Source organism: Alkalihalobacillus bogoriensis ATCC BAA-922 (assembly GCF_000621445.1).
Classification (GTDB): domain Bacteria; phylum Bacillota; class Bacilli; order Bacillales; family Bacillaceae_F; genus Bacillus_AO; species Bacillus_AO bogoriense.
On the sequence record NZ_JHYI01000013.1, the window covers coordinates 18139 to 30730 of the forward strand.

Sequence of the window (12592 nt, forward strand, 5' to 3'; positions counted from 1 at the left end):
TTTTTCAACAATGATGAGCCCCGGTACAATAGCAAAGGGACTCACTTGTAAATTTTAATTACACATTACTCTCTAGAATTAAAGTAACCGGTCCCTCATTAACTAACGCAACATCCATCATCGCACCAAATCTTCCAGTTTGAACAGAAATGCCCTTTTCCTTTAATTGTTCGTTAAACAAATCGTATAACTCTTCTGCTTTAGCTGGTTTTGCCGCTGACATAAAATTAGGTCGCCGTCCTTTACGACAATCTCCATACAGTGTAAATTGCGAAACTGATAAAATCTCTCCGTTTACATCAAGTAAAGAAAGATTCATTTTCTCATTCTCATCTTCAAAAATACGCAAATTTATGACTTTATCAACCATATAATTGACATCTTCCATTGTATCTTCGTGATTAATTCCCACGAGTAATAACAACCCTGATTTAATTTGACCAACAACTTCGTGCTCCACGGTAACCGATGCTTCTGATACTCTTTGTAATACTACTTTCATACTAAAAAACTCCTAATGCATAATTCTTCTCACAGAATAAATGTGAGGGATTTTTTTTATTTTATCGACAACTTTATGCAAGTGATCTACGTTATGAATTGAAATCGTCATATGAATCGTTGCTACTTTATTCCGATGGTCTGACCGACCAGATACGGCACTTATTGTCGTTCTTGATTCTGTCACTGCTTGTAAGACAAGATTAAGCAAGCCATTACGATCGTATCCAGTTATTTCAATATCAACATTATAATTTTTTGTTTGTTGCTGGTTAGCTTCCCATTCAACAGGTAAAAGTCTGTCTTCCCCATCAGGAACATGAATATTAGGACAGTCTGTACGATGAATTGATACACCTCGACCTTTCGTAATAAACCCAATGATGTCATCCCCTGGGACTGGATTACAGCATCTTGATAGTCGTACCAATAAATTGTCGACCCCTTTTACACGCACGCCAGGACCAGTTTTTTTCTTAGGTGTAAATGAAGGTAAATCTTTGACTGCCTCAGCAAGCGACTGCTTTTCTTGGTCAATTCCTGCATCTTTTTTATACTTTTCCGTTAATCTGGTTACGATTTGTTTTGCACTTATTCCGCTATAACCAACCGCGGCAAACATATCTTCTTCCCCAGCAAAACTAAATTTATGCGCGACTTCATTTAAATTTTCCGTAGTCATAACGACTTTCGGATCGAGATCAACTGCTTTTACTTCCCGTTCAACAGCTTCGCGACCTTTAATCACATTTTCTTCCCGACGCTCTTTTTTAAACCATTGTCTAATTTTATTTTTCGCATGTGAGCTTTGTGTAATCTTAATCCAATCTTGGCTTGGTCCGTAAGAATGTTTTGACGTCATAATTTCCACAATATCGCCTGTTTTTAATTCATGGTCTAATGTCACCATTTTCCCGTTCACTTTTGCTCCAATACAGCGGTTCCCAATTTCAGTATGAATTCGATAAGCAAAGTCTAATGGAACCGATCCGCGTGGGAGTTCAATGACATCCCCTTTTGGTGTAAAGACAAATACCATATCAGAAAACAAATCAATTTTTAATGATTCCATAAATTCTTGGGCATCATTGGCATCATCTTGCCATTCAATAATTTCTCTAAACCATGTTAACTTCGTTGCCAAATTTTCTTCCGCTGACACTTGTTTACCTTCTTTGTATGCCCAATGTGCCGCTACCCCATATTCTGCAATACGGTGCATTTCCTCAGAACGGATTTGCACTTCTAAAGGGTCTCCTGTTGGACCAATGACAGTTGTATGCAAAGACTGATACATATTTGCTTTTGGCATTGCTATATAATCTTTAAACCGACCAGGCATCGGCTTCCAACAGGTGTGGATGACACCTAGTACTGCGTAACAGTCTTTTATATTTTTAACGATGATTCGAACGGCAAGCAAATCATAAATTTCATTAAACTGCTTGTTTTGCAATGCCATTTTTCGATAAATACTGTAAATATGCTTTGGTCGTCCTGAAATATCAGCCACAATATGAACATCTTGTAAGCTTTCTTTAATTTTCCCTATGACTTCAGTAATATATTGCTCCCGTTCTGCTCGTTTCTTTTTCATGAGATGAACGATTCGATAATACTGTTGCGGGTCTAAATACCGTAAAGCCGTATCCTCTAATTCCCATTTAATCGTCGATATCCCGAGACGATGAGCCAATGGTGCGAAAATTTCTAATGTTTCATTGGAAATTCTTCGCTGCTTTTCAGGAGGTAAATGTTTTAATGTCCTCATATTATGAAGACGGTCTGCTAATTTAATGAGAACGACACGAATATCTCTTGCCATGGCGACAACCATTTTCCGATGGTTTTCTGCTTGTTGCTCTTCTTTTGACTTGTATTTGATTTTTTTTAATTTTGTGACACCATCAACAAGCATAGCCACTTCATCATTAAACTCACGTTGAATATCTTCAACCGTTACTGCTGTATCTTCTACAACATCATGCAGAAAAGCCGCAGCAATGGTATCGACATCCATACCTAAATCAACAAGAATACCAGCCACTTCAATTGGATGTAAAATATAGGGTTCACCTGATTTGCGATATTGGCTACTATGGGCTTGTTCTGCATATTGAAATGCCTGCTTTATAAATGTCATATCTTTTTCATTCAGATATTGACTCGCTTTTTCTAATACTTGATCGACCGTCATCGAATCACCTTTTTTATAATCAATATTAAAAAATAATAACAGTTATGTTTTTATGTTTCTCTATATTATCGTTAAGTTTAGCAGCGATGTAAAGAGAAAAGAACGAAAAATGTCGATACAATCGTGGATTGGAAAACATTTCATTCACAATAGGTAAAGAAAAACACGGGAGTGTCTTTTCGTTTTCAAGCGAAGTGCGGAGCCTTTCGCTCCTCTAGAATAAACTTTCAAAGCTTCGCTGCTCTAGCAAAATTTTAATATATTGAAAAAAGAGCGCCCTTTACAGAGCACCCCAAATGTTAATATTGTGTCAATGAGAATATATCATACCCTTTTAGACGGTCTCGTCCATTTAAGTAAGATAATTCAATCATAAATACGAGTCCTACAACTTCGCCACCAAGCTGTTCTACCATTTGAACTGTCGCATCAATTGTTCCACCAGTCGCTAATAAATCATCTGTAATGACGACACGCTGGCCTTTAGTAATCGAATCTTTATGAATCGTTAAACAGTCTTTCCCATATTCTAGTCCATAATCAACTGAAATGACTTCCCTTGGTAATTTTCCGGCTTTCCTTACTGGCACAAAGCCTTTTCCTAAAACATATGAAACAGGACAGCCTACGACAAACCCACGTGCTTCAGGCCCGACAATGACATCTGCATTTTTTTCTTTCGCGTATTCAGCTATTTTATCAATCGCTGCTCTATATGCTTCTCCATCTTGCATTAATGTTGTTATGTCTTTAAAGCGAATGCCCTCTTTCGGAAAATCTTCAACAATTGTAATATACTTTTTAAAATCCATTAATTCACCGTCTCCTTGCGTGTACTTTGTTTACTTAACATATCATCAAACCAAAGTTTTAATTCATAATAAGACGAATATACAAATTGATTTTCAATACTCGCTTGTTCGATTTTACTTCGGTATGTTTTTGAATCAAGTAAGTCTTTTTTCGATGGGTTTGGGTGTAGAGAAATAATTCCATTGTTTATTGTAACAAATTCTAGTTCAAAAAACACCTTTGTCATCCATTCTACCGTGTTTTTTGACCACCCTTTATGTTTAGCTAGCTGGACACCAAATTTACGAATATCAAATTCCCCTTTTTTCTTTAAAAAGGAATAGTACCATTTAAATTGTTCCCTGCTTGGGCTCGATGTAAAATAATGACTTTCCTCATGAAAAAATAACGTATAGATTCGCTCTGGATTTTTTACATATTGAAAAATAGACTTCATCTCTTCTTCAACGAGTGGCAAATCAAGAAAAAACACATATGGGTGTTCACATTCAACTGGAACCGCTGTAGTTGGACTAATCCATGTTCCCTGCACTTGTTCTAACTTTAACTTTGTACGAGCATGCTCAGAAAAGGTGACAAGAACTCGGTTTTCTTCTGGAATCTGTTCTAGTTTTTCACGTACATTTTTCACGTTTCGCCAATCAAACAACTGCCATTCTTTAATCGCGATATCTTCAAGCATAAACTGTGGTTTACTATGTCCATTCCATTCATTCACAGACAAAGTACCTACTGCTGACAATGTCACATTTGCTGTCATCTCATCATATAAATGACCGAGTTGAAATCCAATGCCATCTAACTTCGCATTGTTTTGTTCAAAAACAAGTTTCAAATGGTTTTCATCACTTCCGATCCGACGACTTTGTCCAACAACAACATCTTTAATCATAATTTTTGGCGTCGGATTTGCCACACCATATGGAGCAAGCTGTTCCATTTGCTTTATGACGTCTAATGAGATTTGGTCCAAACTTGTCACAACATCAATGTGAGAAGACGGAATAAAGTCTTCACTCGTTAAAATCGCTTCGGCTTGAGCATGTAATCGTTGCCGTAGTGTATCTACATCCTTTATTTGCATCGTTAATCCTGCCGCCATCGGATGCCCACCAAAATGAGGTAAAATATCACGGCTTTCCGATAAGTTTTCAAACATATCGAAACCTTCAATACTTCTAGCAGACCCTTTCGCCTTCCCCGTTTCATTATCATAACTAAGGATTATCGTAGGTCGGTAATATTTTTCAACGAGTCTTGATGCTACAATTCCAATCACGCCTGGATTCCAGCCTTCTTTCCCAATTAAAAGAACATGATTATCTGAAATCGGAAACTCGTTTTCTACAATTTCAATGGCTTCTTTTGTCATTTCATTTACAATCGCTTGCCGTTCTTTATTTAATTGGTCAATTTCTTCAGCAATAGCGAATGCCTCTTCTCCATCTGATGTTGTTAATAACTCTACTGCTGGAGCAGCATGAGCTAATCTTCCTGCTGCATTAATTCTCGGTCCAATCGCAAATCCAACATGTTCAGCATTTAACACCTGGTCTTCAATATTACATACTTTTTTTAACGCACGGATACCAGGGCGATTCGAATGCTGGAGAGCTTGTATGCCTTGTTTGGCAAGCAAACGATTTTCATCAACTAATGGGACTAAGTCAGCTATCGTACCTATGACAACAATATCTAATAACTCAACAGGAACCCGTTTTAATAGAGCATGAGCCACTTTAAACGCTACCCCGACACCTGCTAGTCCTTTAAACGGATAAGTACACCCTGGCTTTTTCGGATTCACTATCGCATAAGCGTCAGGTAAAATAGGTGGTGCTTCATGATGGTCCGTTACAATAAAATCAATTTCCAGCTCTTTTGCAACTTCTGCTTCATGAACAGCCGAAATTCCTGTATCAACCGTTACGATTAACTGATAACCTTGTTCCTTAGCAGTGCGAAACGCTTTTTCATTTGGTCCATATCCTTCTGTAAAACGATTCGGTATATAATAATCAAAATTGGCCTTTAATTGTTGTAATGCGTACACCATTACAGTAGTACTACTAACTCCATCAGCATCATAGTCACCAAACACAAGGATTTTTTCATCATTTTTAATTGCGCGATGAATTCTTTCTACCGTTTCTTCCATCCCACTTAATAAAAATGGATCATAATACTCCTTTTTGTCGATATGTAAAAACTGTTCTGCTGCTTCTACCGTATCTAGCCCACGTTTGACTAGAAGAGAGGCGACAAGTGGAGGTACGTGTAAATCTTTAGTTAATTCATCTACTTTCCTATCATCTATTGAATCTAGCTTCCATCTAGCTTTTGGTTTCAACATAAAAAACACCCCTTGACCATCCTATTATACTAGAGTGGTCAAGAGGGAGCAATGAATCGTTTATTTTGTTTCTTTTCCATTTTCCGGTTGTTCTTCTCGTAATTTTTTCTCGTTTTCCAAACTAGGAGGACTAACCTGTTCTTTCGTAACCGCTTTTAATCGTTTTATATGCTGTTGGAGTTGATACACTTTGACCATTCCAACAGCGCCAACGATAATCCCACCCATTAAAACTGAACCTAATATAACTAAAATCAAGGGCCAATTAGCGGTACCAAACAAATAGTTAACGCGGACTGGTTCAACATTAATGACCGCAAATACTGCAATGATTAACGCTGCAATTAACCCAAAAATTAAACTCCATTGCCCTCGCACGATGAATCCCTCCTTTACTCCTTATAAGGATTAATGTGTACAAGAACGTCATGAACATGATCCTGTTCTAATAAACTCCTTTTTACCTCTTTGCTTATAGCATGTCCTTCCTCAACCGTGATGTTTGGATCAACACCTACTTTTATATCAATAATGACATAATACCCATGTTCTCTGGCATGAAGTTCATCCACACTTAATACTCCTGGCACCGCACTCGCCACTTCTCGTAATGGAGCCGTGTCTTCTTCATGTAGGACATGATCCATCGTAGTATGAATCGATTCCATCCCTAGCTTCCATGCCATTCTTATAATAAGCAAAGCTACAAAAATACCTGCAATCGGATCTCCATACTCTAAAATGGCGAAATTATATCTAGCACCGAGCAATGCCGCTCCAATCCCAATTAATGCGGCAAATGAAGAGAACACATCTGAGCGATGATGCCAAGCGTCTGTCATAAGTGCTGTACTATTATACTTTTTACCCAAATTGTACTTATACCGAAACATTAATTCTTTTACAATAATCGAAAATATAACAGCGTAAATGGCAATCACTTTCGGAACAACAACAGGTTCAAAAAAAGATTTCCCCGCACTAATCGCAATTTCAATCCCAACGATAAATAAAAGTACAGCGACAATAATAGCAGCAATGGATTCTGCTTTTCCATGACCATAAGGGTGATCCCTATCAGGAGGGCGTTTCGCAGCTCTAACTCCAATTAAAACCGCCACTGACCCGACAACATCTGAAGCCGAATGAACTGCATCAGCAACAAGCGCACGACTATTCGCGATTACGCCAATAACCCCTTTTATAATCGCTAATATAATATTTCCAATGATCCCAACCCAAGCCCCAAATTGGACTTGCTTATAGCGAATATCTTCTTCACTCAATACATACACCACCGACTACATCAAAATCATTACCTCTAAATTATACCAAGAAAAAGGCCATGGTATGCACCAAGGCCTCATTTTTCCGATTCTATACTTCTGGCTCAGGTTGAGACTTACTCTTAAATTTCTGTCTCCCAAGCTGTTTTGTTTTCCAAATTAACCATAATTGTGACGCTAAAAACATCGACGAATAGGTTCCTGCAATGAGTCCGATTAATAAAGCAAAAGCAAACGAGCGAATCGCTTCTCCCCCAAAAATAAAGATAGCAGCAGCGGCAAAGACAACTGTAAGGACAGTATTAATCGATCGAGCTAAAGTTTGCACTAAGCTTTTATTCACAATCGCAGCTAAGTCTTCAAACCCTTTTACCCGTTTTGCCAATTTTACATTTTCCCTAATTCGGTCAAACGTTACAATCGTATCATTTATCGAATAACCGACAATCGTCAAGACTGCCGCAATAAACGGAACATTTACTTCAAACTGTAAAATACTAAAGACGACGATGATAAAAAAGGCGTCATGTAGCAAAGCCACAATCGCTGCGACTCCATATAATAACTCAAATCGAATCGTCACATAAATGATAATCCCAACAGAAGCAATTAACACCGAAATAAACGCATTTTGAGCTAATTCTTTCCCTACTTGAGGTGACACTGTACTCACTGAAGGCTCTACCCCATACTCATCAAGAAAATGCAACTGTATTTCAGCAATTTCCTCTGCTGTTAACACCCCAATAAATCGAGCATGTGCTAATTCTCGTTGATCACCTGCAATTGTTATATCATCAGGGACATACCCGGCCCCTATATTTGCAAATTGTTCATACACTTGCTCTTCAGTTATTGCTTGAGGAGCGGCCACTTCCACACGAGATCCGCTTTCAAAGTCAATTCCTAAGTTTAGTCCAATCGTCGAAAGTAAAATGATCCCAATTAGCGTAAAGGCCGCTGAAAAGATAAAGAACTTTTTGCGATGTTTGACAAAGTCAATATCTCGGTCATAAAACTTAAAGCTCACTTATCTCACTCTCCTTTACACCAAAGAAATGCGGTTTTTTATTAAAAATTCGACTATTAATCCATAACCCTAACAATAGCCTTGAACCATAGACCGCTGTAATGAAACTCGTTAATATACTGACAATTAACATGACTGCAAACCCTTGTACAGAGCTTGTCCCAAAGTAAAACAACACACTAGCTGCTAAAATCGTTGTAATATTCGCATCTAATATCGTTGATAACGAACGACGACTTCCTGCTTTAAACGCAGACATAATCGATTTTCCCGACCGAATTTCTTCTTTAATCCGTTCATATGTAATAATGTTCGCATCAACAGCCATCCCGACCCCTAATATTAAGGCTGCAATACCTGGCAGTGTTAATACTGCATTCATCGCATTAAAAATGACTAAGACTAGATAAATATATGCACTTAACGTAACCATTGCGATTATCCCCATAAAGCGATAATAGAATATAACGTATAAGAAAATTAATCCCACTCCAATAAAGCCTGCGTAAATCGTTTTTTGCATCGCTTGCTCACCTAATGATGCACCAACAGAATGAGAATACATTTCCGTCAGCTGTGTAGGAAGAGCCCCTGCATTTAAAATATCTGCTAAAAATCGAGTTTGTTGTTGAGTAAAAGTACTGCTTTCAATCATGACATTTCTTGAATTAATGGGAGCACGGACCGATGCATCGGATATAAATTTCGGTTCGGCTTTCATTGCTTCTTCATAATAAGAATCGCCTTCCTCATAATCAAGCCAAATAACGAGACGGTTTTCTCCAAATGGGCGTTGCGAAATTTCCCGTGTCACTTCATAAAACATCTCAGAATCTTTTAACGTTAATGTGACAATCGGTAAATTAGTATCTGGATGAAAAGAGTTGCTTGCCCCGTTTCCTTGTAATTCCGTACCATCAAACAAAATATTGTCATCGACATCACGAAATGTAAGATGGGCTTCTGTTGCTAACAAATCTCGTGCTGTTTGCTGATCTTCCACACCAGCTAATTGCACACGAACACGGTCATCCCCTTCAATTGAAATGTTTGGTTCTGATACCCCAATGACGTTTACCCGTTGGTTTAACGCCGCAACTGTAGCTTGTAATAAATCATTGTTAAGGACATCCCCTTCATCGGTAGGTTTTACTTCATATAACACTTCAAATCCACCTTGAAGATCCAATCCTAGCTTTATTTCTTTCGTCACATCTGTAAGCGTCATTCCGATCACTCCACCTAACAACGCAACGATGAGAAAGAAAGCGATGATACGACCTTTTTTCACCATGTCCAAACTGCCTCCTTAAACCTCACAACGAAAAAGTATTTTATACCTTGTAGAATCATAAAAAGTGCAATATTTTTATTATATCGGTCTTAGGATCGCACTGTCAATTTTCTTTCCAATAAAGGAAGCTATGTAATATCTTTGACAATCTCTTCTAAAACTCCTTCATTTGCAAACCAATCATTCGATTGATAACTTTCCATTGTTAGCCAATTCATATACTCCCCGACTTTCAAAGTTAAAATGACATTGACAAATGTATGCAAATGAATAAATTCCTTTTTCTTTCTAAGCTTATGAAGTATACAAGACCATACTTCTTCTGCCGTTGCTCTTTCATAACCAAGTAAATGAAATTCTTCTACTTTACTTGTAATGGCTGGCGTCACAGTTTCTTTCCATACATCAAACTGCTGTTTTTCTCCCATTTTATAACCCCCTCTTTTATGTATGTTCAACTTTCCCAAGTGTCACTGCGACATAAAAACCTACGATGAACGTGACAACGCTCGTAAATAACATGATGAAATTCGGTTCAATTCCTGGAAAAATAACGACCATGGAACCTGCCACTATTCCAATGATAAATGCATATGTAAATACAGGCATTCTTTTTAACAAATACGTAATTGCCTTACTACACAAAACAAGTCCTAAGAGTATACCGATTGCGACTGTTGCTATCATTGGAATATTAAGGGACGTAACAGCACCTAACACAGGTTCATATGTCCCTAGTAACAACAAGACAAACGAGCCACTAATCCCCGGCAAAATCATCGCCATACTCGCTACAAACCCAGAGCCAAACAATACTAAGGCAGACGATAGTGTATAAGACTCAATAACAATATCTTCTCTTGCCCCAATAAAAGCGGTGGATGCAATGACCAACCCTGCGATAACTAACGTTACATAATGAGGTGCTCGAAACGTTTCTTTATAATTAATGTCTCGCAATAAATAAGGTAAAATCCCACCGATTAATCCTAAGAAAAAAAACATTGTTGCTTGAAAATGAAATTCAATCAGCCATTCTATTAAATGACTTAACAAAAACACAGCAAGAACAGCTCCTACCCCTAAAGGAAACAAAAAGCCGAAATGCTTTTTCCACTCCCGACTAAAAAAACCGCTAATCGCCGCAATTAACCGATCATAAATTCCTAATAATACAGCGATCGTTCCACCACTTACGCCAGGAACGATATCGCTTGTTCCGATCATCATTCCTCGATAAATATTTTTCCACTCCATGTAAACGAACTCCTTTAGTTTTTGTGTCTCAAAAATCATAGATTACCAAAATCTTCTCATTGGATGTCTTTTCTGTCAATTTCATTTTTATACATAATTGATCAAATTCACAACAACTTGTCATGCTTGGCCCCCTTCTAAGCATATAAATATTGAAAGAAAATATCCATCATTTCTTAAAAGGTGGCCGTAAATTCATGTCAAAACAAACTTTTCTCCAAGGAACACTTATTTTAATTATTGCTGGTCTTATTACTCGGTTTTTAGGGTTCGTCAATAAAATCGTTGTCGCAAGAATCATGGGAGCCGAAGGGGTCGGCCTTTATATGATGGCTGTTCCAACTTTGCTTCTTGTTATTACGATTACACAACTTGGACTTCCCGTGGCGATTTCTAAGCTTGTGGCCGAAGCAGAAGCACAGCAGGACAGACGAAAGATTAAGCGAATTTTAGTTGTCTCCTTAAGTACAACCGGAATCTTAAGTATTATTTTTACAATTGGGATGGTGTTATTTGCTCCCTTTATATCACAGACCTTATTAACAGATTCAAGAGCGTTTTATCCTCTCATTGCCATTGCACCGATAGTTCCGATTGTCGCTTTATCAAGTGTAATGCGTGGCTATTTTCAAGGAAGACAAAATATGCGTCCTACCGCATATTCCCAAGTGATTGAACAAGTTGTGCGGATTACATTAGTTGCCGTTATGACAAGCGCTTTTCTCCCTTATGGGGTGGAATATGCCGCCGCTGGAGCAATGGCTTCTGTCGTGATTGGCGAGCTTGCTTCGCTTGTGTACATGATTTTTATGTTTAAATCAAACAAGCGGATTCGTATTCGCAAAGGATTTTTTGGGTATTTACGAAAAGGGAAAACGACATTCCAAGAATTAATGAACATCGCCCTTCCTACAACAGGAAGTCGGTTAATCGGTTCATTGTCGTTATTTTTCGAACCGATTGTTGTAGCACAAAGTTTAGCGATTGCCGGTGTAGCGACAGCTGTAGCGACAACGCAATACGGAGAGCTAACTGGATTTGTCATTCCTTTACTATTATTACCGACCTTTATTACATACTCACTGTCGGTCTCTCTCGTTCCGGCCATTAGTGAGGCTTCCGCGAAAAAGCAATATCAGCTCATCCATCATCGCCTTGGGCAAGCATTGCGCCTCGCGATGATTTCTGGTGGTATTGCTGTTGTCATTATGTATGTCTATGCGATTCCAATTATGGAGCTCATGTATGATGCACCAACTGTCGCCACTTATTTAAAAATCATGGCTCCTTTTAGTTTCTTCTTATATTTCCAAAGCCCACTTCAAGCGACATTACAAGCGCTTAATTTAGCTAGGGCAGCGATGATGAATAGCTTAATCGGAGCCGTCGTGAAAATTGGAGCGATTTTTGTGTTAGCTAGTCGACCTGAATTAGGGATTATGGGTGCTGCATTGGCAGTTGCTGTCGGCATGGTTCTTGTTACTTTATTACACTTAGCTTCGGTTGCAAAAACGATTAGCTTTACACTTCATGTGAAAGAAACAGTAAAGGCTGTAGTTATTATGGCGTTATCTGGTGTATTCGGATTTACTTTGTATGAGTACGGATTTATGTCCTTCTCATTATTACCAAGAACCTTACTATGTATTTTCCTAACAACTGGATTTTATGGTATTTTACTATTTTTGTTCGGTCTTATTAAAAAGGAAGATGTCGATCGATTACCTTTTATCGGACCTACATTATCGAAGTTTGCTCACCACTAATTATTCGTGAGAGGCCACTCCAAAAATTTGTAGTGGCTTCTTCATCTGCTCACCACTCTTATCGGACATCTATTCCGCTATTCAAGGAAAAATGA

General features: G+C 38.2%; 11 protein-coding genes. 1 reads left to right on the forward strand and 10 read right to left on the reverse strand.

Translation table 11 applies throughout. The features are described from left to right. Window positions 1-58: 58 nt before the first annotated feature. The 10 genes from dtd to T323_RS0105910 all read right to left on the reverse strand — a co-directional run bounded on the left by dtd (window position 59) and on the right by T323_RS0105910 (window position 10731). On the reverse strand, window positions 59-502 hold the full coding sequence (dtd, locus tag T323_RS0105870) for a D-aminoacyl-tRNA deacylase (protein ID WP_026672439.1): 444 nt from the start codon (window positions 500-502) through the stop codon (window positions 59-61). Window positions 503-514: 12 nt separating this feature from the next. Next, entirely contained in the window at window positions 515-2698 is a 2184-nt protein-coding gene (locus T323_RS0105875) for a RelA/SpoT family protein (protein WP_026672440.1), read from the reverse strand. A 299-nt stretch (window positions 2699-2997) separates the two neighbouring features. Then, window positions 2998-3510: an adenine phosphoribosyltransferase gene (locus T323_RS0105880; RefSeq protein ID WP_026672441.1), complete on the reverse strand. Its 513-nt coding sequence runs from the start codon at window positions 3508-3510 to the stop codon at window positions 2998-3000. Continuing rightward, complete coding sequence (recJ, locus tag T323_RS0105885) at window positions 3510-5864, reverse strand: single-stranded-DNA-specific exonuclease RecJ (protein WP_026672442.1); 2355 nt, start codon at window positions 5862-5864, stop codon at window positions 3510-3512. Before recJ ends, T323_RS0105880 begins: the two co-directional genes overlap by 1 nt. Window positions 5865-5924: 60 nt before the next feature. After that, window positions 5925-6242, reverse strand: a complete 318-nt coding sequence (locus T323_RS0105890; protein ID WP_026672443.1) for a LapA family protein — start codon at window positions 6240-6242, stop codon at window positions 5925-5927. Window positions 6243-6256: 14 nt separating this feature from the next. After that, the gene (locus tag T323_RS0105895) at window positions 6257-7150 is read right to left on the reverse strand and encodes a cation diffusion facilitator family transporter (RefSeq protein WP_026672444.1); all 894 of its coding nucleotides are present in this window, start codon (window positions 7148-7150) and stop codon (window positions 6257-6259) included. 91 nt (window positions 7151-7241) lie between these two features. After that, window positions 7242-8180 carry a protein translocase subunit SecF gene (gene secF / locus T323_RS28300; protein ID WP_084309136.1) on the reverse strand — a complete coding sequence of 313 codons (939 nt, stop codon included), beginning with the start codon at window positions 8178-8180 and terminating at the stop codon, window positions 7242-7244. Beyond that, a complete protein-coding gene (secD, locus tag T323_RS28305) occupies window positions 8170-9474 on the reverse strand; it encodes a protein translocase subunit SecD (protein ID WP_084309137.1) in 1305 nt (434 codons plus the stop codon). Before secD ends, secF begins: the two co-directional genes overlap by 11 nt. A gap of 128 nt (window positions 9475-9602) precedes the next feature. After that, window positions 9603-9902, reverse strand: coding sequence for a post-transcriptional regulator (locus tag T323_RS0105905; protein WP_026672445.1), 300 nt, complete (start codon window positions 9900-9902; stop codon window positions 9603-9605). A gap of 16 nt (window positions 9903-9918) precedes the next feature. Continuing rightward, window positions 9919-10731 carry a DUF368 domain-containing protein gene (locus T323_RS0105910; RefSeq protein ID WP_026672446.1) on the reverse strand — a complete coding sequence of 271 codons (813 nt, stop codon included), beginning with the start codon at window positions 10729-10731 and terminating at the stop codon, window positions 9919-9921. Window positions 10732-10928: 197 nt separating this feature from the next. Between T323_RS0105910 and spoVB the strand changes: the two genes are divergently transcribed. Beyond that, window positions 10929-12497 carry a stage V sporulation protein B gene (gene spoVB, locus T323_RS0105920; RefSeq protein ID WP_026672447.1) on the forward strand — a complete coding sequence of 523 codons (1569 nt, stop codon included), beginning with the start codon at window positions 10929-10931 and terminating at the stop codon, window positions 12495-12497. The last annotated feature ends 95 nt before the right edge of the window (window positions 12498-12592 follow it).

Excerpts from the sequence above, each read along its gene's own strand:
- dtd (WP_026672439.1), bottom strand. The coding sequence starts at position 502 with ATGAAAGTAGTATTACAAAGAGTATCAGAAGCATCGGTTACCGTGGAG.
- T323_RS0105875 (WP_026672440.1), bottom strand. The coding sequence starts at position 2,698 with ATGACGGTCGATCAAGTATTAGAAAAAGCGAGTCAATATCTGAATGAA.
- T323_RS0105880 (WP_026672441.1), bottom strand. The coding sequence starts at position 3,510 with ATGGATTTTAAAAAGTATATTACAATTGTTGAAGATTTTCCGAAAGAG.
- recJ (WP_026672442.1), bottom strand. The coding sequence starts at position 5,864 with ATGTTGAAACCAAAAGCTAGATGGAAGCTAGATTCAATAGATGATAGG.
- secD (WP_084309137.1), bottom strand. The coding sequence starts at position 9,474 with ATGGTGAAAAAAGGTCGTATCATCGCTTTCTTTCTCATCGTTGCGTTG.
- T323_RS0105905 (WP_026672445.1), bottom strand. The coding sequence starts at position 9,902 with ATGGGAGAAAAACAGCAGTTTGATGTATGGAAAGAAACTGTGACGCCA.
- T323_RS0105910 (WP_026672446.1), bottom strand. The coding sequence starts at position 10,731 with ATGGAGTGGAAAAATATTTATCGAGGAATGATGATCGGAACAAGCGAT.
- spoVB (WP_026672447.1), top strand. The coding sequence starts at position 10,929 with ATGTCAAAACAAACTTTTCTCCAAGGAACACTTATTTTAATTATTGCT.